Source organism: Streptomyces sp. G7(2002), assembly GCF_028870195.1.
Lineage (GTDB): Bacteria > Actinomycetota > Actinomycetes > Streptomycetales > Streptomycetaceae > Streptomyces > Streptomyces nigrescens.
Genome location: NZ_CP102609.1, coordinates 5,226,936 through 5,252,818 on the forward strand (window position 1 = coordinate 5,226,936; position 25,883 = coordinate 5,252,818).

Annotated in this window: 30 protein-coding genes; 6 read left to right on the plus strand and 24 right to left on the minus strand. The window is 71.7% G+C overall.

The window, feature by feature from the left end; translation table 11 throughout:
- Positions 1 to 41: 41 nt before the first annotated feature.
- Together NUT86_RS22120 and NUT86_RS22125 are read right to left on the minus strand one after the other, a co-directional pair.
- A complete protein-coding gene (locus NUT86_RS22120; RefSeq protein WP_093641754.1) occupies positions 42 to 587 on the minus strand; it encodes a tRNA adenosine deaminase-associated protein in 546 nt (181 codons plus the stop codon).
- A 210-nt stretch (positions 588 to 797) separates the two neighbouring features.
- Positions 798 to 1,016, minus strand: a complete 219-nt coding sequence (locus NUT86_RS22125; RefSeq protein ID WP_018089854.1) for a hypothetical protein — start codon at positions 1,014 to 1,016, stop codon at positions 798 to 800.
- Between the two features lie 175 nt (positions 1,017 to 1,191).
- Here NUT86_RS22125 and upp point away from each other — a divergent pair, with 175 nt between their 5' ends.
- Positions 1,192 to 1,827, plus strand: coding sequence for a uracil phosphoribosyltransferase (upp, locus tag NUT86_RS22130; protein ID WP_018089855.1), 636 nt, complete (start codon positions 1,192 to 1,194; stop codon positions 1,825 to 1,827).
- Between the two features lie 76 nt (positions 1,828 to 1,903).
- Here upp and NUT86_RS22135 read toward each other — a convergent pair whose 3' ends face one another.
- From NUT86_RS22135 to NUT86_RS22145, 3 genes are all read right to left on the minus strand, one after another.
- Positions 1,904 to 2,554 (minus strand): LytR C-terminal domain-containing protein, encoded by a 651-nt coding sequence (locus tag NUT86_RS22135; protein WP_266440947.1) that lies wholly within the window; start codon positions 2,552 to 2,554, stop codon positions 1,904 to 1,906.
- Positions 2,555 to 2,710: 156 nt separating this feature from the next.
- The gene (locus NUT86_RS22140; protein ID WP_006604254.1) at positions 2,711 to 3,007 is read right to left on the minus strand and encodes a type II toxin-antitoxin system VapB family antitoxin; all 297 of its coding nucleotides are present in this window, start codon (positions 3,005 to 3,007) and stop codon (positions 2,711 to 2,713) included.
- A 183-nt stretch (positions 3,008 to 3,190) separates the two neighbouring features.
- Complete coding sequence (locus NUT86_RS22145) at positions 3,191 to 3,817, minus strand: DUF4232 domain-containing protein (protein ID WP_274737239.1); 627 nt, start codon at positions 3,815 to 3,817, stop codon at positions 3,191 to 3,193.
- 221 nt (positions 3,818 to 4,038) lie between these two features.
- Between NUT86_RS22145 and NUT86_RS22150 the strand changes: the two genes are divergently transcribed.
- Positions 4,039 to 5,655 (plus strand): apolipoprotein N-acyltransferase, encoded by a 1,617-nt coding sequence (locus NUT86_RS22150; protein ID WP_274737240.1) that lies wholly within the window; start codon positions 4,039 to 4,041, stop codon positions 5,653 to 5,655.
- Positions 5,656 to 5,660: 5 nt separating this feature from the next.
- On the opposite strand, the gene NUT86_RS22155 is transcribed toward NUT86_RS22150, so the two are convergent.
- The 5 genes from NUT86_RS22155 to NUT86_RS22175 form a co-directional block, all read right to left on the minus strand.
- Positions 5,661 to 6,314, minus strand: a complete 654-nt coding sequence (locus NUT86_RS22155; protein WP_274737242.1) for a hypothetical protein — start codon at positions 6,312 to 6,314, stop codon at positions 5,661 to 5,663.
- The gene (locus NUT86_RS22160) at positions 6,311 to 7,015 is read right to left on the minus strand and encodes an RNA polymerase sigma factor (protein ID WP_266440935.1); all 705 of its coding nucleotides are present in this window, start codon (positions 7,013 to 7,015) and stop codon (positions 6,311 to 6,313) included. The genes NUT86_RS22155 and NUT86_RS22160 overlap by 4 nt, the downstream gene beginning before the upstream one ends.
- Before the next feature lie 31 nt (positions 7,016 to 7,046).
- On the minus strand, positions 7,047 to 7,574 hold the full coding sequence (locus tag NUT86_RS22165) for an LAETG motif-containing sortase-dependent surface protein (RefSeq protein ID WP_274737244.1): 528 nt from the start codon (positions 7,572 to 7,574) through the stop codon (positions 7,047 to 7,049).
- 135 nt (positions 7,575 to 7,709) lie between these two features.
- Complete coding sequence (locus NUT86_RS22170; RefSeq protein ID WP_018089860.1) at positions 7,710 to 7,946, minus strand: hypothetical protein; 237 nt, start codon at positions 7,944 to 7,946, stop codon at positions 7,710 to 7,712.
- A complete protein-coding gene (locus tag NUT86_RS22175) occupies positions 7,943 to 8,332 on the minus strand; it encodes an ArsR/SmtB family transcription factor (protein WP_159487204.1) in 390 nt (129 codons plus the stop codon). Before NUT86_RS22175 ends, NUT86_RS22170 begins: the two co-directional genes overlap by 4 nt.
- Positions 8,333 to 8,539: 207 nt before the next feature.
- Between NUT86_RS22175 and NUT86_RS22180 the strand changes: the two genes are divergently transcribed.
- Entirely contained in the window at positions 8,540 to 10,756 is a 2,217-nt protein-coding gene (locus NUT86_RS22180) for an MMPL family transporter (RefSeq protein ID WP_274740572.1), read from the plus strand.
- Positions 10,757 to 10,819: 63 nt separating this feature from the next.
- Here NUT86_RS22180 and NUT86_RS22185 read toward each other — a convergent pair whose 3' ends face one another.
- The 5 genes from NUT86_RS22185 to NUT86_RS22205 all read right to left on the minus strand — a co-directional run bounded on the left by NUT86_RS22185 (position 10,820) and on the right by NUT86_RS22205 (position 14,851).
- Positions 10,820 to 12,067 (minus strand): GTP-binding protein, encoded by a 1,248-nt coding sequence (locus tag NUT86_RS22185; RefSeq protein ID WP_274737247.1) that lies wholly within the window; start codon positions 12,065 to 12,067, stop codon positions 10,820 to 10,822.
- Positions 12,068 to 12,073: 6 nt separating this feature from the next.
- Positions 12,074 to 12,244, minus strand: a complete 171-nt coding sequence (rpmF, locus tag NUT86_RS22190; protein WP_018089864.1) for a 50S ribosomal protein L32 — start codon at positions 12,242 to 12,244, stop codon at positions 12,074 to 12,076.
- 247 nt (positions 12,245 to 12,491) lie between these two features.
- On the minus strand, positions 12,492 to 13,547 hold the full coding sequence (locus tag NUT86_RS22195) for an NAD(P)-dependent alcohol dehydrogenase (protein ID WP_159487198.1): 1,056 nt from the start codon (positions 13,545 to 13,547) through the stop codon (positions 12,492 to 12,494).
- Between the two features lie 195 nt (positions 13,548 to 13,742).
- Complete coding sequence (locus NUT86_RS22200; RefSeq protein WP_159487196.1) at positions 13,743 to 14,090, minus strand: hypothetical protein; 348 nt, start codon at positions 14,088 to 14,090, stop codon at positions 13,743 to 13,745.
- Between the two features lie 191 nt (positions 14,091 to 14,281).
- Positions 14,282 to 14,851 carry a PadR family transcriptional regulator gene (locus NUT86_RS22205; protein ID WP_093641777.1) on the minus strand — a complete coding sequence of 190 codons (570 nt, stop codon included), beginning with the start codon at positions 14,849 to 14,851 and terminating at the stop codon, positions 14,282 to 14,284.
- Positions 14,852 to 14,989: 138 nt separating this feature from the next.
- Between NUT86_RS22205 and NUT86_RS22210 the strand changes: the two genes are divergently transcribed.
- Entirely contained in the window at positions 14,990 to 15,421 is a 432-nt protein-coding gene (locus NUT86_RS22210; protein ID WP_274737251.1) for a nuclear transport factor 2 family protein, read from the plus strand.
- A 174-nt stretch (positions 15,422 to 15,595) separates the two neighbouring features.
- On the opposite strand, the gene NUT86_RS22215 is transcribed toward NUT86_RS22210, so the two are convergent.
- Together NUT86_RS22215 and NUT86_RS22220 are read right to left on the minus strand one after the other, a co-directional pair.
- Positions 15,596 to 15,802, minus strand: coding sequence for a ferredoxin (locus NUT86_RS22215; RefSeq protein WP_018089869.1), 207 nt, complete (start codon positions 15,800 to 15,802; stop codon positions 15,596 to 15,598).
- A gap of 102 nt (positions 15,803 to 15,904) precedes the next feature.
- The gene (locus NUT86_RS22220) at positions 15,905 to 17,143 is read right to left on the minus strand and encodes a cytochrome P450 (RefSeq protein ID WP_274737252.1); all 1,239 of its coding nucleotides are present in this window, start codon (positions 17,141 to 17,143) and stop codon (positions 15,905 to 15,907) included.
- A 311-nt stretch (positions 17,144 to 17,454) separates the two neighbouring features.
- Between NUT86_RS22220 and NUT86_RS22225 the strand changes: the two genes are divergently transcribed.
- Positions 17,455 to 17,952, plus strand: a complete 498-nt coding sequence (locus NUT86_RS22225; protein WP_093641783.1) for a MarR family winged helix-turn-helix transcriptional regulator — start codon at positions 17,455 to 17,457, stop codon at positions 17,950 to 17,952.
- A 132-nt stretch (positions 17,953 to 18,084) separates the two neighbouring features.
- Here the strand turns inward: NUT86_RS22225 and NUT86_RS22230 are convergent, their stop codons facing one another.
- The 6 genes from NUT86_RS22230 to NUT86_RS22255 form a co-directional block, all read right to left on the minus strand.
- A complete protein-coding gene (locus NUT86_RS22230; protein ID WP_266440911.1) occupies positions 18,085 to 19,245 on the minus strand; it encodes a flotillin family protein in 1,161 nt (386 codons plus the stop codon).
- An 11-nt stretch (positions 19,246 to 19,256) separates the two neighbouring features.
- Positions 19,257 to 19,508 (minus strand): hypothetical protein, encoded by a 252-nt coding sequence (locus NUT86_RS22235; RefSeq protein ID WP_018089873.1) that lies wholly within the window; start codon positions 19,506 to 19,508, stop codon positions 19,257 to 19,259.
- A gap of 228 nt (positions 19,509 to 19,736) precedes the next feature.
- Positions 19,737 to 20,393: a peroxiredoxin-like family protein gene (locus NUT86_RS22240; protein ID WP_093641790.1), complete on the minus strand. Its 657-nt coding sequence runs from the start codon at positions 20,391 to 20,393 to the stop codon at positions 19,737 to 19,739.
- On the minus strand, positions 20,390 to 21,007 hold the full coding sequence (locus NUT86_RS22245; RefSeq protein ID WP_274740574.1) for a TetR/AcrR family transcriptional regulator: 618 nt from the start codon (positions 21,005 to 21,007) through the stop codon (positions 20,390 to 20,392). Before NUT86_RS22245 ends, NUT86_RS22240 begins: the two co-directional genes overlap by 4 nt.
- Positions 21,008 to 21,201: 194 nt before the next feature.
- Positions 21,202 to 22,185: a BtrH N-terminal domain-containing protein gene (locus NUT86_RS22250; protein ID WP_159487190.1), complete on the minus strand. Its 984-nt coding sequence runs from the start codon at positions 22,183 to 22,185 to the stop codon at positions 21,202 to 21,204.
- A gap of 90 nt (positions 22,186 to 22,275) precedes the next feature.
- Positions 22,276 to 23,754, minus strand: a complete 1,479-nt coding sequence (locus tag NUT86_RS22255; RefSeq protein ID WP_274737255.1) for an MFS transporter — start codon at positions 23,752 to 23,754, stop codon at positions 22,276 to 22,278.
- Positions 23,755 to 23,932: 178 nt separating this feature from the next.
- On the opposite strand from NUT86_RS22255, the gene NUT86_RS22260 reads away from it, so the two are divergent.
- Positions 23,933 to 24,838 (plus strand): helix-turn-helix transcriptional regulator, encoded by a 906-nt coding sequence (locus tag NUT86_RS22260; RefSeq protein ID WP_266440899.1) that lies wholly within the window; start codon positions 23,933 to 23,935, stop codon positions 24,836 to 24,838.
- Between the two features lie 42 nt (positions 24,839 to 24,880).
- Here NUT86_RS22260 and NUT86_RS22265 read toward each other — a convergent pair whose 3' ends face one another.
- Complete coding sequence (locus NUT86_RS22265; RefSeq protein WP_274737258.1) at positions 24,881 to 25,702, minus strand: methyltransferase domain-containing protein; 822 nt, start codon at positions 25,700 to 25,702, stop codon at positions 24,881 to 24,883.
- Positions 25,703 to 25,883 lie beyond the last annotated feature (181 nt).

Genomic DNA, 25,883 nt, shown 5'->3' on the forward strand with positions numbered 1-25,883 from the left:
GGGGCCGGCAGGCCCCGGGGCAGGAGCCCGGCCGGGCCGGCTCAGCGCACGGCTTCGAGGACTTCCGTGCAGCCCAGCGAGTCCGCGATGGTGCTCAGCGCATCACCGTCGAGGGCCAGCAGCTCCTTCTCGCTGACCCCCAGGTCGGCCAGCAGGGCGGCATCGCCGAGCGGGCCGTGTGGCGGGCCGTCCGAGCCGTTCACCGCCTCCAGGGGGTCGTCGTCCTCCACGTTGTTGTCCGATTCGGGTTCGCCGTCCTCCGTGCCGTCCAGGTCGAGGCTGTCGAGGTCGTCGGTCGCGTCGTCATCGTCGCGGCCGAGCAGCTCATCGGTCAGCATCGCGCCGTACGAGCTTCTGGCGGCGATGGCGGCGTTGGAGAGGAAGACCCGTGGGTCGTCCTCGCCGTCCACCCGGATGACGCCGAACCAGGCGTCCTCCTGCTCGATGAAGGCCACCACCGTGTCGTCGTCGACCGCCGCCTCTCGGGCCAGATCGGCCAGATCGTTCAGCGTCTCCACATCGTCGAGCTCCGTATCGCTCGCTTCCCACCCGTCTTCGGTGCGCGCGAGCAGTGCGGCGAAGTACACCGTGACTCTCCCACTGGTCATAGGCGTGCCGGGCCGGGCGGGGCGGCGCTGCACGCCGTTGGTCCCGCCCCTTCGGAATCGTGGCAGAAACAACGCGTTCGCGCGGGGTCTTCGGCGCTGCGTCGTGCGGAGGTTGTGAGAGATGTCGCTCACGTGCCGCAGCGCGAGCGGGGGCGCGAAGGTGTTCCGCTACCGGCGCAAAGGGCTCCGCTACCAGCGGAATGTGCGCATCCGCATGGCCTGGCGCATCCGCTCGGCCCGTGCGCGGCGCGGCTGGACGCGGTCCCGCAGCTCCTTGGCCTCGTGCAGTTCCCGCAGAAATTGTGCGCGGCGCCGTCGGCGCGCCGCTTCGTTCCCGGCGTCCGGGGACGGGCCCTGGTTGCCGGAGACGGCGTCGTTCGTGTCATCGGTCCGCTTACGGTCGGGCACACGCACACCACCTCGGGCGAGCTCTTCGCCTGATGACGGAACGGCCAATCGGGCGTACGTGCCCACTTTCCCTCCTTTCGGTGGTTTGATGCCGGCCACCTCGCGCTGCCGCGTCCGTCTGCCGGGCGGTGCACGGCGGGCGCCGGGGCCTTCCGGCTCGGTTACTGTCGATGTCATGCGGATCCACGTCGTCGACCACCCGCTGGTGGCGCACAAACTCACCACTCTGCGCGACAAGCGCACCGACTCCCCCACCTTCCGGCGGCTCGCCGACGAGCTGGTCACCCTGCTCGCCTACGAGGCCACCCGCGATGTGCGCACCGAGCAGGTCGACATCGAGACCCCGGTGACGGCGACCACCGGTGTGCGGCTGTCGCACCCGCGCCCCCTGGTCGTCCCGATCCTGCGGGCCGGTCTGGGCATGCTCGACGGCATGGTCCGGCTGCTGCCCACCGCCGAGGTCGGCTTCATGGGGATGGTCCGCAACGAGGAGACGTACGAGGCGCACACGTACGCCACGCGGATGCCCGACGACCTCTCGGGCCGTCAGGTGTATGTCGTCGACCCGATGCTCGCCACCGGCGGCACGCTGGTCGCGGCGATCCGCGAGCTGATCAAGCGCGGTGCGGACGATGTCACCGCGATCTGTCTGCTGGCCGCGCCGGAAGGCGTCGAGGTCATGGAGAAGGAGCTGGCCGGGACCCCGGTGACGGTGGTCACCGCGGCGGTCGACGAGCGGCTCAACGAGGCCCGCTACATCGTGCCGGGCCTCGGCGACGCGGGCGACCGGATGTACGGCACCGCCGGCTGAGCGGTCCCCGCCCTTTCCACCTGATCATTGTTCGGGCCCTGCACCACGGGTTGGTGCGGGGCCCGTTTGTGTGCGGTCAGCACTTGGCGTCATCGACGGGGGCCGGCGACGGATGGGTCAGCAGGGACAGGGACTTGGTGGCGGCCTGCTGGGTGGCCAGCGCCTTGAAGCCGTCGCCGATGATCAGGTCGAGCTCGGCGCCCTTGCGGGTGTCGGTCTTCTGCTGGGCGCCGGTGAGCTGGGTGGCGAGCACCTTCAGCGGACCGTCGACCGCCGCCTTGGGGCCGAGCAGTATCCCGGCGCCCTTGATCTTCTTGTCGTAGGCGGCGGGGGCGTTGCCCACCTTGCCGATCTTGAAGCCGCGCTTCTGCAGTTCGTCGGCGGTGCGCTTGGCGAGCCCGGAGCGCGGGGTGGCGTTGAAGACATTGACGGTCAGCGTGCCGGGCGCGGGCAGCTTGCGGGCCGCGGTCTTCGCCTGGGCGGCGTCCGCCTCGGCACCGTCCGGGCACTTCTGTTTGTCCTGGGTGGCGTGCGCGGTGTTGCTCCGGCCGCCGAAGACGTCGATGAGCTGCAGGGTCCCCCAGCCGGCCAGACCGAGGGCGCAGGCGGCGGCGACGAGGGAAAGAACGATCCGGCGACGGTGGCGGGGACGGCGCATCCGCGGATACCTGTCGCCCGTGATGCGGTACTTCTTACCGCCCATGCCTGGGGGCGTCAGCATGCTCATGGGCGCAGCGTAGTGCGGGCGGAGGTCCGTGCCTACTAGATGATCAACGCGTGGCGCGAGACCCAACCCAAAAGGGTCAATTCGGGCAGGGTGGGTTGGGCGGTGCCGGGCGGTAAAAGGTGATTTCCGGCCTGTTGGGCAGACAGGCCCGGGGCGTCAGTCCAGTTCGAGCACGCGGGCGTGCAGAACCTGGCGCTGCTGAAGGGCCGCGCGTACCGCGCGGTGCAGCCCGTCCTCCAGATAGAGGTCGCCCTCCCACTTCACGACATGCGCGAAGAGGTCGCCGTAGAACGTCGAGTCCTCGGCGAGCAGCGTCTCCAGGTCGAGCTGCTGCTTGGTCGTCACCAACTGGTCGAGGCGTACCGGGCGCGGGGCGACGTCCGCCCACTGGCGGGTGCTCTCCCGGCCGTGGTCCGGGTACGGCCGGCCGTTTCCGATGCGCTTGAAGATCACACGGAAAGCCTACCGGGCGAGCGGCACCGGGCGCAGCCATGCCGCAGCAGTGCAAAAGGATCATTGGCGGCAAATTTGGATCATTGGGGAGCGGAGGTCCGGCGGATATGGCCGGATGCGACCCGAACGGCCTAGGGAATGGCCTGTCGCGGCGGGCGCCGGGCCGCTCCTCGCGTTCGGGCGTCACCACTTCGAGGTGGCCGCCAGGCTCGGCTGCCAGTAGGTGACGGTGGCCGTGCGCGGGTCGATCCGGACCGGGGCGCGGCCGTCCAGACCGACCTGGGTGGGGGTGGCACGGGGCGTCAGGGCGACGCCGAACTGGGAGATCTTCCGGCCCCGGTGGTGCGTGCCGTCCGGCCCGTCGGCGGCGGAGGTGGTGATCAGGGCGTAGGCGGTCCTGTTGGGCGGCAGGGAGACCACGGCCGGCGGTTCGCTGGCCTCGATCGCCGGGAGGGGGGCCTGCCGGTCGTCGCCGAACCGCAGCAAGGGGTAGGGCTGGGCGGCGAAGGTGCAGGGCCGGTCGGAGAAGTTGGTGACCGTCAGCAGCATGCGGTGGGCCCGCCGCGGCATCGCGCCGGCATGGAACCTGAGCATCTCGGGGGTGCAGGCGATCTGGCCGTCCGGGCCGGGGGGCGGGTCGCCGCCGTCGTCCGCGGAGGGCGGGGTGGGGGCCGGCGAGACGGCCGTGGCGGCGTCTTCGGCTTTGTTGCCGACGCCGTCGTGGCAGCCGGCGGTCAGGGCCAGTGTGCCGGTGGCGAGGAGAGCTGCGACGGCGGCCCGGCGGGTGGTGGCGGTGACAGTGATGGGCATGGTGCTCCCCGGACGGTGGCGTGTAAACGACCTTGGGTGCGGGTGCTGGCGATCGGCTAACGCCTGGCTAACGCGCCCTGTCCCGCGGCCCGCCGCTCCCGGAACTGGACGAAAGTCGGGGGTCGTTCCTGCCGAACGGCAGCGGCGACGGGGGAGCCGCCGCTCCTAGCGTCCCGGTAGGCATCGAGCGATGCGTACGGGGAGGACGAGAGGAGAGCGGCGTGCTCGGGACACGGGAGCGCAGGAGAGAGGGAGAGGGGAAGGGGGAGGCCAGGGGAAGGGGGCCGGAACGGGGGGAGCGGACGGCGCGGGCCCGTCCGGCCGGGCGGTGGCTGTGGGGCGCGGGCACCGTGCTGCTGGTGCTCGCCGTGCACGGCAACTGGCATCTGGCGCCGGCCGCCTGGCTGTTTCCGGTCTTTCTGCTGCGCTACTCCCGGCTGCGGCCGGCCCGCCGCGGACTGCTGCGCGTCGGATATGCGCTGGGCCTCGCCCAGTTGGTGTGGCTGACCTCGACGGGGATGGTATTCGTGCCGTCCGTCCTGGCGGTGTTCGCGGTGCTCGCCGTGGTGCAGACGCTGCCCTTCGCCGCCGACCGGCTGGTCGCGGCGCGCTCCGGCTCGGCGTGGTCGACGCTGGTCTATCCGGTGGTGCTGGTCTGCGGTGAGTACCTCTTCACGCAGCTGGCCGACTTCGGCGACTACGGGGTGCTCGGCTTCACCCAGCACGGCTTTCTGCCGCTGGTCCAACTCGCCTCCGTCACCGGGGTGTACGGAGTCAGCTTCGTGGTGGCGTGGACGGCCTCGGTCGCGCACTGGGCATGGGGGCGCGGTTTCCGGTGGCGGGAGATCCGGCGCGGCGCTCTGGTGTGGGCCGGGGTGCTGGCGCTGGTGCTGGGCGCCGGTGGCGTACGGCTGGTGTGCTGCGCGCCGACGACGGACACCGTACGGGTCGCGGGCATCAGCGCCGGACGCGCCGCGGAACGGGCCACCGAACGGGCGCTGCGTACGGCCGGGCAGGAGCTGTGGCGGCCGCGGAACCTGATGCGGGCCGATCCGCGCCGGGTCCGTGCCGCGCTGGCGCCGGTGGCCGACGATCTGGTGGCGGCCACCGACCGGGAGGCGCGGGCCGGCGCGCGGATCGTGGTGTGGCCCGAGACCCAGGCGGGGGTGTTGGCGGACGGCCAACGGAGGCTGCTCGGCCGGGTCTCCGAGATCGCCCGCAAGCGTCAGGTCTACGTCAACACCGCCTTCGCCCTCTACACGCCGCGGCCGCCCTACGTGCGCAATGTCGCCGCCCTGGTGACACCGGAGGGGAAGGTCGCCTGGACCTACGACAAGACGCACCCCACCCCGATGGAGCCGATGACGCCCGGCAAGGGGGCGGTACCCGTCACCGGCTCGCCGTACGGGCGGCTGGCCACGGTGATCTGTTACGACGCCGACTTCCCCGGGCTGATGCGGCAGGCGGCGGACCGGGACACCGCCCTGATCATGGTGCCCGCCAACGACTGGGCGGGGTTCGAGTCGCTGCACGCGCAGCGGGCCGTCTTCCGGTCCGTCGAGTACGGCTACGCCATGGTCCGGCAGTCCGTGCACGGCGTCGCCACCGCGGTGGACCACCAGGGCCGCATCCGGGGCATGGCCGACTACTTCACCGCGGACCGGCAGACGCTGGTCTCCGAGATGCCGGTGCGGCCGCGGACGGACACCCTCTACAGCCGGACCGGCGATCTGTTCGCGCTGCTGTGCGCGGGCGGGACGCTGCTGGTGGTGGCGCTCGGGGTGCGGGGTCGGCGGGCCCGCGCCGGTGTCCCCGGGGCCGGTGACGACCGTCCGTAACATCCTCAACTCGGCGATGTTGTAGGCGAGTTGCTCTTGTCGCCGCCTTGGGGTGCGGGGGTGGTGGCGGACGGGGCCGCGGAGGACGGCGGGGCGGTGCCGGAGGGACTGCCGTCCGGCCGGCCCGACGGCCGGGCCGTGGAGGGCTCCGTGGGGAGGCTCCGCGGCGGGCGTGCCGAGCCGGTGGCGGGGGGCGGCGAACCGGAGGGTGTGGCGCTGCGCCCGCCGCCCGCCGACGGCTCGCTCCGCGACGGAGTGGGGGCCGGTCCCGTGGGCGTCGAGTCCGGTGACGGGGTGACGGAGTGCGGCGGCCGCGCGGGCTGTGGCCGGTCCGGCGGGCCGTCGGAGGCGGTCGCCAGATAGCCGAGCGCGACGGCGGCGGCCGCGGCGGCCGCGGCCAGCGGCAGCCCGAAACGGCGCAGCCAGGGGTGCCGCGGAGCAAGCAGCAGACGGCCGCGGCGCAGGGCGGGCCCCGGGGGCGCGGCGGGCCGCAGATCCCGGATGCCGATGTTCTCGGCGCGGGCGGTGAAGGCCCGTCGCAGCCGGTCCTCCACGGGGCGTTCGGCCACGCTGCCGGCATCGGGTCCGGGCCCGATGCCGTCCCCACCGCCTCCCGGGCCGTCTCCGGTGCGGCCGATACCCGTGCCGAGGCCGTTCATGACCGCGCCTCCAAGATCTTCTCCAGCGAGTCCAGGGCGCGGCTGGCGAGGGACTTCACCGCGCCGCGGCTGATGCCCAGTGTCGTCGCGATCTGCGCCTCCGTCAGATCGCCCCAGTAGCGCAGCACGAGCACCTCCCGGCGGCGGGCGGTCAGTCCGCTCAGCGCGGCGAACACCTCCCGGTGCTCCTCGTCCAGCACGATCCGCTCCTCGGCGGACGGTGCGTCCGCCTCGTACGGCGGGGTGTACGCACGCGCGGTCCGCCGGCGTCGCAGCACCGAGCGTGCGGCGTTGACCACCGCGGTGCGCAGATAGGCGAGCGCGTTGTCGACCTCGTCGAGCTGTTCGCCGTGCCGTTTGTAGAGCGCGGCGAAGGCGTCCTGGACGACGTCCTCCGCGGTGGCGCGGTCGTCGACGAGCAGGACGGCCAGCCGGACCATGGTCAGCCGGTGCGCGTGGTACAGCTCGCTGATCGTGGGCGGGGGATCGGGCGGCGCGGCGCCCTCGCCGTCCGGCAACCGGGGCCCAGAGCCCGCCGGTTGACCGTAGGCGGCGGGTCGGGGCGGGTGGCCGGTGCGCGGCGTCTCACGGTGGGCGGCTGCCGGGCGGACGGTGCGCAGCAGCCACCGCCACAGGGCAGGCCGGAGCCCCGGCAGGGCGAACCGTACCGGGGCGTGGTGCGGGGCGGCGGAGTACTCCATCGCTTCCTCGGGCGAGCGGTGGGGGAGCGGCTCAGCCGCGGCGGCGGCGGACCGCGTAGACGGTGCCGCCACCCGCGGCGATCAGGGCAGCGGCGACGCCGCCGAGCGCCATGGTGGTCGCGGAGGAGGCCCCGGTGCGGGCGAGTTCCTTGTCGCCGCCCTGTCCGCTGGCGGGGGTGGGGCCGGTCTTGCCGGGGGAGGACGGCTTGGTGCTGGGGCGCGGCGAGGCCTCGCTCGGCTGCGGTCCCGGGTGGGTCGGGCTGGCGGAGGGCAGCGGGCCGCCGGGGGAGCTGGGCGGTGCGGTGGGCTCCGGGGAGGCGCTGCTGGGCGGTGTGGGCTGCGCGCTGCCGTCGGTCGGTGCGGGTGACGGGGCCGACGACCGGGCGGAGGTCGGGTGCTGCGACACGCTCGCGTGGTCGTCGGCGTGCGCGGTGCCGGCCGACAGCGCGGCCAGGGCGAGCGCCGCGGCCACCCCGGCGCCGGCCGCACCGCGCAGACGGGGGCGGGCGGTGTACGGCCGGGCGGCGGTGGGAGTGCGGAAGGTACGGGTGGACTTCACGGTCGGCTGCTCCACGTTCTTCGACGGGGCGGCGCCGGATGGCGCCCTCACCCCTGACGACGTGCGGCGCGGGCGGGGGTTGCCGGGCGGATCGGAATTTCTTCCGCCGGTCCGCGCTCGCCCGCCGAACGGGCCTCAGCCCACGCTCTGCAGCAGCTTCTCCACGGCCTTGACCCGGTCGCCCAGCTCGGCCAACTGGGCGCTCATCGTCTCCTGCTGGGCGGCGACCCGCTCCGCGAGCCGGCGGTACTCGGCGAGCGCCGCGGCATCCGCGCGATGCCGCTGCAGCTTGAAGTACGACGCCACGATCGTGGTGACCGAGGCAAAGATGATCACCAGGACGGCTATCGGGATGATGATGCTGCCGTTCATGTACGCGTCCCCCTAGGGTCGTTCGGTCCCTTCGCGGACGGCGGCTCCACCGCGCCGCCCACGTCCCCGGTCTCTTCGGACGGCGCCGCCCCGGACCGGTCCTCCTGGAGGGCGGCGAGGACGGTGGCCACGTTCAGCTTCAGCTCGAACGGCGCCAGTTCGAAGTACTTCAGCGCCTTGCCGTCCTCGGACAGCTCCAGCCGGCCCACCACCAGACCGGCCTTCTCCAGCCGGTCCAGGTGCATGTAGAGCAGCGGCCGGGACATCCCCAGCCGGCGGGCCAGCTCGCTGACGTACAGCCGGCCGTCGGCCAGTTCGCCGATCACCCGCAGCCGCTGCGCATGGCCCACGGCGGACAACAGGGCCAGCAGCTCCTCGCTGTTCATGGCCCACCTTCTTGCCGTTCCGGTCGTCTGTCAGCGGAGGTTTTCGCATGGCACGACGGACTGTCAAAACAGCCCGGCGCCCTCCGGCCACCACAATCTTACGGTTGACGCCTTGCTCAGACACCTGTAATTCTCGACTTACATGCGTACCAGTGGGGGGCGCGACGTGCAGTCGAAGGAGCCGGTCAAGTGAACGTGGCGGTACGGATGCGGCCGGCGGAGTCCCGGCCGAAGGAAAAACGGCCGGTCACGGTGCGGGTGGCGGTCTGGAGCGCCCGTCATCCCCGGCGCGCGCTGGCCGGATGGCTGGCGTTCGTGGTGCTGTGCCTGGGGGTGGGGCTCGCGATGGGCACCCACAAGGCCACCGGGGAGGACTACCGCGTCGGCGAGGCGGGCCGGGCCGAAACCCTGGCCGCCGAGGCCCGGCTGGACCGTGAGCCGGTCGAACAGGTGCTGATCTCCGCCCGGTCCGGCCCGCTGACGCGGGCCGCCGCCGAACCGGCCGTCCGGGACGTGACCGCCCGGATGCGGAAGCTGCCCGAGGTGGCGCGGGTGGCGCCCCCGGTCCGTTCGGCCGACGGGAGTTCGCTGCGGGTCGCGGTGATCATGAAGGGCGCGGAGGCGGACGCCGACGACCATGTGGCGCCGCTCGCCGCCCAGACCGCGGCCGTCCAGCGCAGCCACCCGGAGCTGCGGGTGGCGGAGACCGGCAGCCCGTCGGTGAGCGTCGGCGTCGACACCCAGCGCGGCGATGACCTGGCGCTCTCCGAAGCGATCACGCTGCCCGTCACCCTGCTGACGCTGCTGGCCGTCTTCGGGTCCGCGCTGATGGTGGCGGTGCCGCTGCTGCTCGCACTGAGCTCGATCGCGGCCGCCATCGGCCTGTCGATGGTGGTCTCCCACCTCCAGCCGGACGCCGGGGTGGGCACCAACATCATCCTGCTGATCGGCATGGCCGTCGGCGTCGACTACACGCTCTTCTACCTCAAGCGCGAACGGGAGGAACGGGCCCGCGCGGGCGGCCGGCTCGGCCCCGAGGCGCTGGTGGAGCTGGCCGCGGCCACCTCCGGACGGGCGATCGTGGTCTCCGGCCTCGCGGTGATCGTCTCCACCGCCACCCTGTACCTGGCCACCGACGTGGTCTTCTCCTCGCTCGCGACCAGCACCGTCATCGTCGTCCTGGCCGCGGTCCTCAGCTCGCTGACGGCGCTGCCCGCACTGCTGGTCAAGATCGCCCAACGTGCCGACCGCCGCGCGGCCCGCCGTGCCCAGCGGACCGGCCGCCGCCCGGAGCCGCGGGAGAGGCCGGACGGCCCGGGCCGTCTCTGGCGCGCCCTGCTGCGCCCGGCGAGCGAGCACCCGGCCGGCACCCTGTGTGTGTCCGTCCTGCTGATGCTGGCGCTCGCCGCACCCGCGCTGGGCATGCAGCTGCGCGTCCTCAACAAGGACAGCCACTCGCGCGAGATCCCCGCCCTGCAGACCTACGACCGGCTCACCACGGCCTTCCCCGAGCTGCGCGTCCAGCACCAGATCGTGGTCCGGGCGCCCGCCGCGGAGGCTGCCGAAGTGGCGTCAGCGCTACGGAAGTTGAGCGAGCGGGCGCAGTCCGATCCGCTCTACGCCAAGGGCGTCACCCCGCTGGTGAAGACCTCGCGGGACCGCCGTACCACCACCATGGAGCTGTCGACGCCGCACAAGGTCAGCTCCCCCGAGGCGGTCGCCTCCCTCGACCGCCTCCGTACGGACCATCTGCCGGACACCGTGGGCGCGGTGCCCGGGGCGGAGTTCGCGGTCAGCGGCGATGTCGCCCACGACACCGACTACCTCGCCCACCAGGACGGGAAGCTGCCGCTGGTCGTCGGCGCGCTGCTGCTGCTGACCTTCCTCATGACGACGCTGGTCTTCCGCTCCGTCGTCATCGGCCTGATCGGTGTCGCGCTCAATCTGCTCTCCGCGGCCGCGGCGTTCGGGCTGGTCGTGATCTTCTTCCAGCACGGCCTGGCGAGCACGCTGTTCGGGTTCGACACCGCGGCGACCAGCGCCATCGGCTCGCGCGTACCGCTGTTCCTGTTCGTGATCCTCTTCGGCCTGTCGATGGACTACCAGATCTTCGTCGTCAGCCGGATACGGGAGGCGGCGCTGCGCGGGGTACCGACCCGGGAGGCGGTGCTCGACGGGGTCGGTGCTTCCGCCAAGGTCGTCACCAGCGCGGCGGTGGTCATGGTGACGGTCTTCGCCAGCTTCATGTTCCTGCACCTCGCGGAGATGAAGCAGATCGGGTTCAGCCTCGCGGTGGCGGTCCTGCTGGACGCCTTCGTCATCCGCGTCGTGATCCTGCCGTCGGCGCTGACCCTCCTGGGACGGGCGAGCTGGTGGCCGTCCCGGACGATGCGGCGGGCACAGAGCGCCGTGCCCGTGCCATAACCCTGCCCGTGCCGTAACCGCGCGCCCGTCCCGCGCCCGTCCCGCGCCCGTCCCGCGCCCGCGTCACCCGGCGAGCGGCACCGCCGGGTGGTCCGCGGGCCGGTCCGTGGGCCGGTCCGCGGCGCTCTCGTGGAGGCACAGGTCCTCGGTGCCGTGGACGCCCCAGGCCGGGAACGGGTCGTCGGCCGCCGTGGGCGCGGGCTCGTCTGGGGAGAGGAGGCAGGAGTTCAGGGCGGTGTGCAGCGGCCCGGCGCGCAGACCGGTCCCGATGAAGACCAGCTCCTGGCCGGCCGGGCCCGGCTCCGCACCGCCTGCCGTGACGGACTCCGTACGCCCGTCGTCCACGCCCGACGGCTCGAAGCGGGCGACCGAACCGGCCTGGGACCACAGCCCGGTGACGCCGGGGCGGGTGGCGAGCCGGAAGAAGCCCTTGGAGCGGAGGATGCCGCCGAAGGCGCCGCTGTCGAGCTGTTCGGTGACGAAGTGCCAGAGGCGGGCCGGGTGGAAGGGCCGGCCGGCGCGGAAGACGGTGCTGGAGATGCCGTACTCCTCGGTCTCCGGGACATGGTCGCCGTTGAGTTCGCGGACCCAGCCCGGCGCCAGCTGGGCGCGCTCCAGGTCGAAGAGGCCGGTGCCCAGCACCTCGGCGGGCGCCACCGTGCCGTGCCGCGCCGGAACGATCCGGGCGGCCGGATTGAGCCGGGCCAGCGTCGCCTGCAGGCGTTCCGCGGCCTCGGCGTCGACCAGATCGGTCTTGTTGAGCACGATGACGTCGGCGAACTCGATCTGGTCGATGAGCAGATCGCTGACCGTGCGCTCGTCGTCCTCGTACTGGCCGAGACCGCGCTCGGCGAGGCCGTCGCCGCCTTCGAGTTCGGGGAGGAAGCCGGCCGCGTCGACGACGGTGACCATGGTGTCCAGTCGCGCGAGATCGCCGAGCGTGGCGCCGTCGTCGCGGGGAAAGGCGAAGGTCGCGGCGACCGGCATCGGCTCGGAGATACCGCTGGACTCGATCAGCAGATAGTCGAAGCGCCCCTCCCGGGCCAGCCGGTCGACCTCCTCCAGCAGATCGTCGCGCAGGGTGCAGCAGATGCACCCGTTGGTCATCTCGACGAGCCGCTCCTCGGTGCGGGACAGCGCCGCTTCGCCCCCGCGCACCAGGGCGGCGTCGATATTGATCTCGCTCATGTCATTGACGATGACGGCGACGCGCAAGCCCTCCCGGTTGCCCAGGATGTGGTGGAGCAGAGTGGTCTTGCCGGCGCCGAGGAAGCCGGAGAGGACGGTGACCGGCAGCCGGGGGTGCACCATGGCCGGTCAGCCCTTCGGGTCGATCAGGCCGAGCCGGTAGGCCTTCGCCAGACGGCGCGGCACCTGGTACACGGAGCCGTCGACGGTGACCGGCACCAGCTGGGGAGGGGTGGCCTTCCACTGGGCCCGGCGATGGCGGGTGTTGCTGCGGGAGAGCTTGCGCTTGGGTACGGCCATGGGGCGGGCCTCCTACGGGACGGGCGGGTGCCGGCATGGTGCACCGGCGGACGTCGTCGGGAGGCTATATGGAAATGGGTTCCATTTTCAATTGCGCGGGGGTGCAGGGAGGGGATCGCGGAGCGGGATCGCGGGGCGGCCCGGTCCGCCGACGCCGGGAACGCAGCCGCCCGGGGCGGCCACCGTGGGCCACCCCGGGCGGTACCGCGCCTGGGCGGGAAGAGGGTCCCTACGGGTCCCTGCCGGATCAGATCGTGGCGGTGTCGATCACGAAGCGGTAGCGCACATCGCTCGCCATGACCCGCTCGTACGCCTCGTTGATCCGGTCCGCGCTGATCACCTCGATGTCCGCGGCCAGCCCGTGCTCACCGCAGAAGTCGAGCATCTCCTGGGTCTCCTCGATGCCGCCGATCATCGAGCCGGCGATCGACTTGCGCTGCGGGATCAGCGCGAACGGCGCGACCGGCAGCGGATTCTCCGGGGCGCCGACCTGGACCAGGGTGCCGTCGGTGCGCAGCAGCCCGAGGTAGGCGTTCAGGTCCAGGTTGGCCGAGACGGTGTTGACGATCAGGTCGAAGGTCCCCGCCAGCTCCTCGAAGGTGGCCGGGTCGGACGTCGCGTAGTAGTGGTCCGCGCCCAGCCGCAGCCCGTCGTCCTTCTTGCGCAGCGACTGGCTCAGCACGGTGACCTCCGCGCCCATCGCATGCGCGATCTTCACGCCCATGTGGCCGAGGCCGCCGAGGCCGACGACCGCGACCTTCTTGCCGGGGCCGGCCTTCCAGTGGGCGAGCGGGGAGTAGAGGGTGATGCCGGCGCACAGCAGCGGGGCCGCGGCGTCCAGCGGGATGCTCTCGGGTATCCGCAGTGCGTAGTTCTCGTCGACGACGATATGGGTGGAGTAGCCGCCGTAGGTGGTCTCGCCGTCCCGGCCCGTGGCGTTGTACGTGCCGACGTTGCCGAGCTCACCGGTGCAGTACTGCTGCAGCCCGGCCAGGCAGTTCGCGCACTCGCGGCAGGAGTCGACGAAGCAGCCGACGCCGACCCGGTCGCCCGCCCGGTACCGGGTGACCTCGGCACCGACCTCGGTGACCACACCGGCGATCTCATGGCCGGGGACGATCGGGAAGGCCCCGCCGTCGCCCCACTCGGCGCGCACGGTGTGGATGTCGGAGTGGCAGATACCGGCGTACTTGATGTCGATCAGGATGTCGTGGGCACCCAGCTCGCGGCGCGGAATCGTGATCCGCTCCAGCGGGGCTTTCGGGGCGGGTGCGGCGTACGCGGAGACAGAGGTGTGCGTCATGCCACCGAGCATGCTTCGTTCCGCTCGCCCTAGCCAGTACACCATTGGACATATGCAGGGCGTGCCTAGTACTGACGGAACCCCCCTCCGGGCCGGGCCGGGGGCCGGCCGCCGACCCCGGCCGGCAGGTGATCACCTACCACGCTGAACCGGGGTCGCGGTCGGGCCAGAAGCGCTCCGGCGGCCGGCGTCGGCTCAGGAGAAGACCACCGAACGCACCTTCAGCCGCTCCGAGCCATGACCGCCGTTCGGCCGGAGGCTGAAGAAGTCGCCCGTGCAGTCGGCGCCCGCGAACACCGTCGCGACCGACGAGGTGTAGTTCTTCGGGGTGTGCGCGGGAGGTACGGCCGGGTCGGCCACTTCGGGGAGGGTGATGCACACCCGGCTCACCGGGTCGGGCAGCAGTCCCACATGCGGAGTGCCGGTCTGGTCGGTGTAGATGTAGGTGAAGGGGCCGGTGGCCGCGCCGGCCGGGGTGGCGGGCAGGGACAGGGTGAGTGCGAGGGCGCTGACGGCGAGGGCGGCGGTGTGACGAAGGCGCATACGGATATTCCTTCCATTCCGGTTCCGTGCGGAATGTGTGCTTCCCGGCCTTTCGCCGGGTGATGTGCGTCGTCACACGAAGGAGTTGCGGCGAAACGATCCCTCGGCCGTTGTTCGGGGCGGCCGGGGTCCGTTGATGAAGGCCGGGGCAGCCGGGGCGGCCGGGGTCCGTCGGTGAAGGCAGGGCCGGCCTAGGACTGTTGGTGACCGTCGTGCCGCGCCCGCAGGATGCCGGCGCTCCGCTCGCACCAGTCGCGGGTCTCCCGTTCGAAGGCGAGACCGCGCAGACAGGTCAGATACGGGCCGAGCCGCGCGCCGTGGGCAAGGAACTCCGCCTCGTCCCGCCCACCGCGCAGCCGTACCGCCAGCTGTTCGAGGATCTCGACCTTGGCGGCGGCGGTCCGGGCCCGCGCGTCCAGCTGCTCGATCACCGGCGCGGCGTCGATCCGGTCCACGGCCTGCACCTTGACCAGCAGATCGTCACGGATGAACGACGGCTTGGCTGTTGTTGCCGCAAACCGCTCCAGCTCGGCCAGGCCCTCCTCGGTGACATGGAAGAGCCGCTTGTTGGGCCGGGTCTCCTGGATCACCTGGCGGCCGGCGACCAGCCCGTCCGCCTCCAGTTTGGTCAGCTCCGCATAGAGCTGCTGCGGCAGTGCGTGCCAGAAGTTGGCGACGCCGGCGTCGAACGCCTTGGCCAGCTGATAACCGCTGTACTCGCCGTCCAGCAGCGCCGCCAGCACCGCGTGCCTGAGGGCCATGACCCGGCCACCCCTTCCCATACTCAAGAATATGACTAATCATAGTCGCGACTATGAGAGGGCGGGGTCCGAACCGCGGCCGAGGTGCGGGCCGGGGCTGCTCGGACGGCTGCCCGGCCGAGGCGAGGAGGAAGAGTCATGGGGACGACCGCGGACCGCTTCAAGGCGGCGGTGGAGGCACAGGAACTCGACGCGGTGGAAGAGCTGTTCACCGAGGACGTCCGCCTCTACAGCCCGGTGAAGTTCACGCCCTTCGAGGGACGGCCGATGGTGCTCGCGCTGTTCGGGGTGCTGCTGCGCACCTTCGAGGACTTCCACTACGTCGGCGAGCTGACGGGCAGCGCCCAGACGGCGGCGGGACCGGACGGCGGCTCCGCCGACTCCACGGTCCTGATCTTCCGGGCCACCGTGAACGGCAAGCAGATCCACGGCATCGATCTGCTGCAGTTCGACGAGGCGGGCCGGATCAAGGAGTTCACGGTGATGGTGCGGCCGCAGTCCGCGGTGCATGCGCTGGGCGAGGCGGTGCTGGCCGGACTGGTCGAGGACGGGCTGGTGCCGCAGGGGTAGCGGTGCCCGGCCGGGCCGGGCCGGTTCTTTCGGGGCTGCCGGGCTGCTGCCCCGTGAATGTCGCCGCCGTCAGGAGGGAGTTGTCCTCCTGACGGCGACAGCAGATTCCGCGGATCATGTGGTGGCGGGCGCGGCTCGGGGCGTGCCGCGGCGCCCTAGTTTCAAAGAGGTCGGCTAGACGCGCTCCGACTGCTCCACCGTGATCGCCGCTGCCGGGCAGATGGCCGCCGCCTCGTGCACCGCTTCGTGCAGCGCGGCCGGTGGTTCGGCGTCGAGCAGCAGGACGATGCCGTCCTCCTCGCGCTGGTCGAACACCTCCGGCGCGGACAGCACACAGCTTCCGGCGCCGCAGCACTTGTCCTGGTCAATGAGTACGCGCATGGTTCTCTCCATGATGGGCCGCCCGGCTTCCGAAGGCCGTGGGCGGACGAGCTGGAACGGGATGACGGGAACTGCCGGGGCGGCGGTGCCGGGAGTGCGGGCTCACCATGCGACCGGCAGGGCGTGCACCCCGTAAATCCCCATGTCGTGACGGAACGGGACGTCCTCGAAGGGGATGTCGAGCCGCAGGCCGGGCAGCCGGCGCAGCAGTGTCTCCAGGGCGATCTGGAGTTCCACGCGGGCCAGCGGCTGGCCCAGGCACTGGTGGACCCCGAAGCCGAAGGCGACATGCCGGCGGGCATCGCGGCCGACGTCGAGCGCGGCGCCCCCGGGGAAGATCTCCTCATCGCGGTTGGCGACGTTCAGCACGCACAGCACGCCCTCGCCGGCGCGGATGGTGTGGCCGCCGATGGTGACGTCCTCGTCGGCGATCCGCGGGAGACCGTTGTGGACGATCGTCAGATAGCGCAGCAGCTCCTCGACGGCCCCCTTGATGAGCGAGGGTTCCGCGCGCAGCCGCGCCAGCTGGTCGGGGTTGCGCAGCAGGGTGAGGGTGGACAGCGCGGTCATGTTGGCGGTGGTCTCATGGCCCGCGACCAGTAACAGCCGTCCCATGGAGGCGATGGCCGCGTCGTCGAGTTCGCCGCGGGCGACCAGCCGGCTGACGATGCCGTCATCGGGCTCGCGCCGCTTGGACTCGGCGAGCCCGCACAGATAGTCCTGCAGCTCCTTCTGCGCGAGGTCCACCTCCTCGACCGTCGACCGGAGGCTGAGCAGGACGCTGCTGTGCTTCTGGAAGAACTCATGGTCGCCGTACGGGACGCCCAGCAGCAGGCAGATCACCAGGGACGGCAGCGGCAGCGCGAATTCCGCGACCAGGTCGGCCGCGTGGCGCCCCTCGGTCATCCGGTCGAGCAGGTCGTCGGCGATGCGCTGCACCTCGGGGCGCATCGCCTCCACCTTCTTCACCATGAAGTCGGCGGTGAGCATCCGGCGCAGCCGTGCGTGCTCGGGGTCGTCCTGGCGGATGAACGACGGGTTGCCGGAGGCGAATTGCCGTGCGCCGGCGGTGAGGAACGGGAATCCCGGGCGGGTCGCATCGGCGCTGAACCGCGGGTCGCCGAGCACCTCCCGTACGTCCTGGTGCCGGGTCACCAGCCAACAGGAGGAGCCGTCCCACAGGGTGGCCCGGGTCATCGGCTCCTCCCGGTGGGCCCGTTCGAGCGCGGGTGCCGGGTCGAAGGGGCAGCCGGTGGCCCGTGCGGCCGGGACGGCGACGGGGGTGCGGCCCACGCCCGGTCCGGTCTCCTGCTCCCTCTCGATACGTTCTGCAGTCGTCATTCGGCTGGTCCTTCCACGATCGGGACACGGCACTGCCGTGGCGAACGGTGCGGGTAGCGCCACTCCTTGACGGGACATGCGAACTCGGTAGCCGGCCCGGCGGCCGCGGTGACCAGCGGCGATCACGGTCGGCGATTACTAGTTACCTAACTTAAGCAACTAAGTTTTTTCCACGCTAACTCACCCGCGGAGGGGGAGGGAAGGGCAGCGCGCGGCGCGCACGAGGTTGGCTCAAACCGAGCGGACGCCCCTACGGAACGGGCAGGTCACGGGGCGGATCGCGGCGTGGCGCGGGCCGCTAAAGTGCCTGCATGCCGGACCCCGGAAGAGACCAGGACCCCACCGTCGCTCTGCAAAGAGTGCTGGCCACGCTGTCCTACCTGCTCACCCGCTCCCGGGCGCACGAACGCCAGGCGGCCGAGGCGGGCGTCACGGCGGCACGCTCCGATCTCTGGCTGCTGATGGCGCTGGAGGACAGCGGAGGCAGTAGCAGGGTCGGTGATCTGGCCGCCCTGCTGATGGTCGAACCGCCTCATGTCACCCGGCAGATCAGCCAGTTGGAGGCCCAGGACCTGGTTGAACGGACCCCGGACTCGCTCGACCGCCGCGCCCGCAAAGTGGCGATCACCCCGCATGGCAAGGCGGTCCTCAACCGGCTTCAGCAAACCAGCCAAGCCGGTCTCCATGAGGCGCTCGCCGGATTCGACGACTCCGATATCGCCGCCACCGTCGCCGTGCTCAACCATCTGGTGTCCTACGCCCGCCAGAAGTTCACGGCCGAAGAGCGGCAGCGGGGGCGGGAGATGTGAGCGAGCGGCGCCCGGCGCGGGGCGGGGTGCCGGGTTGGCCGCTGGGTTGGCCGCCGGGCTGGACGCCGGGGGCCGGGCCTGATCCGTACGTACGTGCCCGGCCTGGCCCCCGCCCCGTCCCTCCGTGACGTGCTACTCGATCTCGACCCGGCCGCTGTGGCCGTTGGTCGTGCCGGAGCCGCCGTTCTTGTCGGCGTTGGCGGTCTGCCCGTCGGGGGTGCCGAGGTTGCGGCGGACCGAATCGAGGATGGTCAGGCCCTGGCCGACCAGGCCGGCGGCGATCTCGCCGAGGCCGTCGGTGCCGTTGAGGACATTGACGTTGGCGTTGGCCAGGCCCGCGGAGGCCTCCTTGACGATCTGCGGGAGCTGGTCGATGAGCATCCGGTCCAGGGCCACCCGGTCGTGCGAGGCGGCGGCCTCGGCCTGGATCTTCATCCGCTCGGCCTCGGCCATGGCCAGCAGCCGGATGCGCTCGGCCTCCGCCTCGGCGGGCTTGACGACCTCGGCCACCAGCTCCTGCTGACGCAACTGGGCGGCGCGCTGGGCGAGTTCGGTCTGGGCGGCGAGGACTTCCTGCTGTGCGTGTGCCTGGGCGAGCGGGCCGGCCTGGGCGGCGTGGGCCTGGGCGCGGTCCACCTCGGCGGAGTACTCGGCCTGCACGATGGCGGTCTGCCGGGTGTATTCGGCCTGGTTACGCGCGGCCTCCTGCTGCGCCTCGACCGAGGCCTGGGTGGCCTGGGCCTGGGCGATCTGCGCCTGCCGCTGGATGGCGGCCTTGTGCGGGGCGGACATCGCCTCGATGTAGCCGGTCTCGCCGTCGTCGATCGACTGGATCTGCAGCGAGTCGACGATCAGACCGATCTTCGCCATCTCGGTCTTGGACGTCTCCAGGACCTCGGTGGCCAGCTTCTGCCGCTCGGTGACGATCTCCTCGACCGTCATCGAACCGATGATGGAGCGCAGATGACCGGCGAAGATCCGGCCGGTCAGCACCGCCATCTGGTCCTGCTCGGACAGGAACCGCTGACCGGCGTTGACCACGCTCTCGGTGTCGTTGCCGACCTTGAACGCGATCACCGCGCGCACCGTCAGCGCAATGCCCTGCCGGGTCACACAGGTCTCGGCGACCTCCGACTCACACATCGCCAGGGTCAGAAAGCGGACCTTGCGGAAGATCGGCAGCACGAACTTGCCGTGCCCGGTCACCACTCGGAATGGCGCGCCCCCTTGTCCACGCCTGCCGCCCGAAATCAGCATGGCTTGATCGGGGGCAGGAACGCGGTAACCGAACATCTTTTATCTCCTCAGCCTGCGTCGCCGGCCCCGCCGGTCAACGCGTCCAACGGGTCGGCCCACTCCATGACGTCGACCTGGCGACTGCCACGGCACTCGATGACGAGCACGGTCGCCCCTACCGGAAGGGGCTCGGCGGACCAGGCGAGAAAGGCCTCGGAGCCGCCCCTGATCCGCACCAGAACCTCACCGGGACCGGCAGCCCCACGAGTGCCGATCAAAAGCACTCCCGTACAGCCGATTACGGCATCGTCCTGCGCCATCGGCGGCTGCCCTCCCCCGTTTACGTTCCTGGAATCCGACCTTAGCGCTCCGCTGCGCGGCGGCCTATGGGGGGATGGTGGCGAGTTGGCACACCGGCTCGGTCCCGATCAATTTCTCGTTAAGAGAAGCCCAAATGTGGTGTGGATTTCCGTGGGGCAGAACTGTCGCGGATTCGGGAGTGGAGGCCGGTGTTCCGGTGTCCCGGTGTTCCGGCCTCGGCGAGTAATTCAGTGCGGCGAAGGCAGGGTGTCGAGGGCGGCGAGGATGTCGGTCGGTTCGGCGCGGGTGGTGTAGTCGGTGTCGAGGAAGGTCCAGCGGATGGTGCCGTCCTGGTCGATGACGTAGGTGGCGGGGAGCGGGAGGGTGCGCGGGTGTCCGCCGTTGACCCGCTGCAGGTCGAAGCCGAAGGACTCGTACACGACGGCCAGATCGTCGGGCAGGTCGAAGCTGATGCCGAACTGCTTGGCGGTGTCCGAGCCGAGGTCGCTGAGGACGTCGAAGGCGAGCGAGTGCTTTTCGGTGAGGGTGAGGGACTCGTCGGGGATCTGCGGCGATATGGCGACCAACTGGGCGCCGCGGGCGGTGATATCGGAGTGGTGCCGCTGGAGGGCGCGCAGTGCGAGGTTGCAGTAGGGGCACCAGGCGCCGCGGTAGAAGGTGAGCACGACCGGGCCCGCGGACAGCAGGGCATCGAGGGTGACGGTGTCGCCGGTCGCCGTCGGGAGGCTGAAACGGGGGGCGGTGTCGCCGGTCTGCAGGGCGCGCCCGGCCAGGCCGGAGGCGGCGAGATCACGGGCGGCCCGCTCCATCACCTCACGGGCGGCGTCGGGGAGGTGGGGGAAGCCGGTGCGGAGGAGGGTGGTGAGTTCTTCCTGAAGGCTCATTGCGGTGGGTGCTCCTGAGGTGAGTGAGGGGCGCGCAGTGGCGCGAGGGCAGCGGTCACCGTGTCGGTCAGTGCCTGGGCTTCGGCACCGGCACGGGAGCGGAGATTGACGCCGTACGCGAGGGTCGCCAGCACCGCGGCGGAGGCGTCGAGATCGCAGGACGGCTGGAGGTGCCCCAGGTCGGCGGCGTTGGCCAGGGCCGCGCGCATGGCTGACTGGAGCATCTGGTGGTGGTCTTCGAGCAGGGTGCGGATGCCGGTGTCGTCGCATTCCGGGCCGGCGTAAGCATTGGTGACCATGCAGCCCCAGCCGGCGACCGGGCCGGAGCAGCGCACCTCGATCAGCCCGGCGAAGAACTCCTCGATCGAGGTCAGCCCCGAGGACGCCTGCGACAGATGGGCGAAGGCCGGTGTCGAGTGCTGCGCTATATAGCGGCCCAGCGCCGCGGCGTAGAGGCCGTCCTTGTTGCCGAAGGTCGCATAGAGGCTGGAGCGGCTCACGCCGGTCGCGGTCACCAGCGCCTGGATGCCGGTCGTCGGCAGGCCGTGGCGCCAGAAGACCTGGATCGCGTCGTCGAGCACGAGGTCGGGGTTGAAGTGCTTGATGTCGGGCATGGCCGGGCTGCTCGTTTCGTTGTCACGAGAAGTCATGCAGGGTCGGTCGGTCCCGCCCCATATCTTGGAACGGTTATTCCAAGATAAGCCGAGAGCCCTTCCCTGACAAGGAGTTGGGGAAATCGACTGTGGACAACATCCGGAACCTGCCCGTCCGGCAAGGGGGTTGGAGAAGGGCAGGGCAGGGCGTACACCTAGAGCTGGCTGAGTGCCTGCATCGCCTCGCGTTCGATGCGCGAGAGCTCGTGGAGGACGGAGCCGGCCTGCATGAGGTGCTTCGCGTCGCCGGATTCGCCTGCGGTCGCGAGGAGTTCGGCCACCTGCGTCCAGAGGGTGGCGGCCTCGGTGTACAGGGTGTGGCCGGTGCGCAGGTGGCTGCTGTCGATCAGCTGGGCGCACTCGGCGAGGAAGTCCCGGTAGAGATTGCGGAACAGGGCGCCGCCGGTGCCGGCCCTCTCCATGAGGACGGCGGTCCGTGGCAGGTCTTCTCGCGGACTGTCGCTGCGCTGCAGCCACTTCGGCACGTGCTTGGCTGCCTTCTCGATGCCCCGGTGGCCCAGGTTCGCGATGGGCGGGTTCAGGAAGGCGTCGGCGCAGGTCTTGATCGCGGGGATGATCCGGTCCTGCGGTGGCGTCGGGCTGCTGGGCGCTGTGATGGTGAAGGAGCGGTGCTTGGCGGTCATGGGACCGCGCTCGGCCCTGGCTCTGGCCAGGCCGGCGAGGCTGGTGGAGACGGCTCCGCCCTGCGGGGCGGTGTCCACCAAGTAGGCGTCCTGGTCGTCGTAGCCGTACATGGCCACGACGTGCCCGCCGAAGTGGACCTTGGTGGTGAAGTAGTCCAGGTGGTAGCTGTCGAGTTGCAGGCCGACCGGCCGGCCGGCGTCGAGGGGTGCCGCCACGTTCTGCCATGCCTTGCGCGGGGAGGTGGTCTCCCCGATCAGCAGCTCCAGCCCGAGGGCGGCGGCCAGGTTCCTGGTGAGCTCGAACGGCTTGACCCGGCCTCCCAGGAAGGGAAAACCCATGGCTTTGCTGTCCCAGTAGACGAAGGACAGCCCGGAGCCGAGCCCGAACAGCATGGGCTCGGACAAGTCGATTCCCTCATGCCGCAGAAGCACGCCCAGCGCCGTCGTCTCGCAGTGCTGCATACCGCGGACATCGATGTCTTTCACCATGGCCATGCCGCTGATTCTCCTCCCCTCACCTGACGGCCACCCTGCGGATGAGGGTGCCCGGCCGCCGCGTCCCAGGAGTGATCCGCCGGAGCGGCCCTAAGCGCGGCGGGCCGCGGCCAGGTCCGGGAGGAGGGGCAGCAGTGCCGAGATCGCGGCGGACAGGGCGACGTTGAGGGCCACCGCGGCCGCCAGCGCCTGCCCGTACGCGCCGATGGCATGGTGCGCGGCGCCGCCCAGCGCGCCGTAGTAGAGGATGCCGACGACGGCCACGCCGACCGCGCCGCCGATCTGCTGGCCGGTGGAGAGCACCCCGGAGGCCATGCCCACCTCCTCCGGACCGACATTGCCGAGCACCGCATTCAGCAGCGGCGTCACCAGCAGACCGTTGCCCGCGCCCACCAGGACCAGGGCCGGTGCCAGCTCCCACGCGGTCAGCGCGGCACCGGCGCGGGCGGCCAGCAGGAGCGTGCCGAGGAAGCCCACTCCGCCGAGCAGGGCGCCGAGCTGCAGCACCCGCCGCCCGAAGCGGGCCAGCCGGCCGGCGATCAGGCTGGCGGCGAAGAAGGCGACGGCGAGCGGTGTGTAGACCAGGCCCGCGCCGAGCGCGTCCAGCCCCAGACCGTCCTGCAGCGTCAACGACAGGATCAGGAAGAAGGAGTTGATGCCCGCGTACGTGAGGACGACCAGGGTCATCCCGACCGCGAACGGCCGCTCGCCGAACAGTCGCAGCCGTACGAGCGGGGCGCCGCCCCTGGCGCCCACCCGCCGCTCCACCAGGCCGAACACGGCGAACGCGGGCACGGACGCGGCCAGTCCGAGCCAGGCCCACAGCGGCCAGCCGTACGCCCGGCCCTCGACCAGCGGCACCACGAGCAGAGAGAGGGCCACCGTCAGCACGACGGCGCCGGGCAGATCCAGCCGCCGGGCCCGGGGCGCCCGCGACTCGGGCACGAACCGGCCCGCGAGCAGCAGCGTCACCACGCCCACGGGCACATTGACCCAGAAGACCGGCCGCCACGAGGAGCCGAAGAGGTCGGCGGCGATCAGCAGACCGCCGACCAGCTGACCGGACATCGTGGCGATGCCGATGACCGCGCCGAGCGCGCCGAAGGCCTTGGGGCGTTCGGCTTCCGGGATCAGCACCTGGATCACCGCGAAGACCTGCGGGAACATCCCGGCCGCACCGAGGCCCTGGACCAGCCGCGCGGCGATCAGAGTGCCGGAGCCGGGCGCGAGCGCACAGCCCACGGAGGCCAGGGTGAACAGCGCCATCCCGGTCAGGAACAGCCGCTTGCGGCCGTAGCGGTCGCCGAGCCGCGCGCCGGTGATCAGGGCGAGGGCGTAGGTGAGCTGATAGCCCGCCAGGATGAGCTGGACATCGGCGGGGGAGGAGTGCAGATCGGCCTGGATGGCGGGGGCGGCGACCAGCACGATGAAGGTGTCGAGCACGGCCATGAACGCCCCGACCAGTACGACGGTCAGGGCCCGCCACGGCGCCGCACCGGCCTGCCGGGCGGACGGCGGGAGCGGCGCGGTATGCCGTCCGGTGGTGCCTGTGGGTGAGGTCTGGGTCATGCCGCCAGCGTCGGACGGCCCCGGCCGGACATACAGAGACCACTTATGCTGGTGTCCCCACAACCCCCCATCCGTCATCCGTGCTGTGCCCGGAGACGACTGGCGGGCCCCTTCCGGCCGCAGACGCGGCGGGCCCCGTCCGGCCGGAACCCGCGACCCGCGGCGAACGGGAGTATTGATGGCTGACCAGCAACGGCGGCGGAACCTCGCGGAGTTCCTGCGTTCGCGCCGGGAGCGGCTCTCGCCCCGGGAAGCGGGCATCCTCGCGGGGCCGCGGCGGCGCACCCCGGGCCTGCGGCGCGAAGAGGTCGCCCAGCTCTCCGGGGTCAGCGTGACCTGGTACACCTGGCTGGAGCAGGCGCGCGACATCACCGTCAGCGGGCAGGTCCTCACGAGCCTGGCGCGCGCCCTGATGCTGAATTCGGTCGAGCGCCGGCATCTGTTCGCGCTGGCCGGGGTGCCGTTGCCGGAGCGGCCGCCGGGCCGAGGCCCCGGGCCCGCCCTGCAGCGGCTGGTGGACGCGCTCGAACCGCACCCCGCCTACCTCCTCGACGCCAACTGGGACCTGGTGGGCTGGAACCGCGCCGAGGCGGGGCTGATCGGTGACCCGGGCGAGCTGGAGCCGGCCGAACGCAATCTGCTGTGGCTGGTGTTCATGGACCCGGCGATGCGCGCGCTGCTGGCCGACTGGGACGGACAGGCGCGGGATCTGGTCGCCCAGTTCCGGGCCGATTCCCGGCAGCGCTCCGGGGACCCGCGGTTCGAGCAGCTCACGGGCGGCCTGCGGGAGGCGAGCGAGGAGTTCCGGGCCTGGTGGGAGGCGCATGACATCGCGGAGTTCGGCAGCAGCCGACGGACCTTTTCCCATCCCCGCGTCGGGGCGCTGACCTTCGACTATGTGAAGCTGGCGGCGCTGGACGCGCCCGGCATCAAGCTGTTCGCCTGTATGCCGGCCGATGCCGCGACGACGGAGAAACTGCCCGCGCTGCAGCGGTGTGCGGCGGGCGGAGAGTCACCGGACGCGGAGGCGGCGGAGGCGGCGGACCCGGGCACGGCGGGCGAGGTGACCGTCTCGCCGGTGTGAGGAACCCGGCCCCCGTCGTAGGCCCTGGCGGGCTCCGGCCCCCTACCCCTGCGGGTTGACGGCCACGGCCTTGAAGAAGGTGTAGTGGAAGGTGCCGCCCTCGGCGGCGGCCAGCCGCAGATCGGCGATCCCCCGGTCCCAGTCGGCGGCGGTGCTCAGCCCGGTGCGCAGCGCCTCGTCGCGGACCGCCTCGACCATGGCGATAAAGGTCTTCCGAGTGAGACCGTCCACCAGCGCGGGCCGGGTGGCGTCGGCATAGGCCGTGCGCGGCCGGACCACCACCTGGTCGAAGCCGGCGCCGCTGAGCAGCGGCTGCAACGCCCGTCCGAGCAGCGCATTTCCGCCGGCCGCGGCCTGCAGCCGTACCTGGTGGCTGATCACCTCATGGGCGTGGACGCTGTCCGGGTGCAGGACCACCGAGCCGTGGTCGCCCTCGATCACGGTGAGGGTGCCGCCGGGCCGCAGCACGCGTCGCAGCCCGGCCAGCGCACGGCCCGGGTCCGGGAGGTGCTCCAGCACGAAACAGGCGAAGACATGGTCGAACTCCGCGTTGCCGAAAGGGAGGTGGTGCAGGTCGGCGGTCCGCCACTCCACCTCGGCGGCGGGCTCCTGCGCCGTCACATACGCGCGGGCCTGCGCCAGCGACTCCGCGGAGCGGTCGATCGCCACGATCCGCGCGCCCGGGCTGCTCCTGGCCAGATGCACGGTCTGCGCGCCCACCCCGCAGCCGACCTCCAGCACCCGGCTGCCCGCGGCGTACGCCGTACCGGCGTGCAGCAACCCGGCCAGGGTGTCCGCCTGGTCGCCGAGACGACGTGACTCCTGGGGTGAATAGCCGTGCACATACGCCGTGTTCGTGTTCATGCCTTCACCGTGCCGCGACAATGGCCCGGTGCACAGGTCCAAAGAGCGCCCTGCCAACCGGTCCATAACGCCCTCGTCCTCAGCCCCTCCAGCCCCCTCGCCCCCAGCCCCCGCGCCCCCCCCGGCCCCGCCCCCCCCCTCCCCGGCCCCGCCGCCCCGCCCCGGGTCCCCCGGCTCCTCC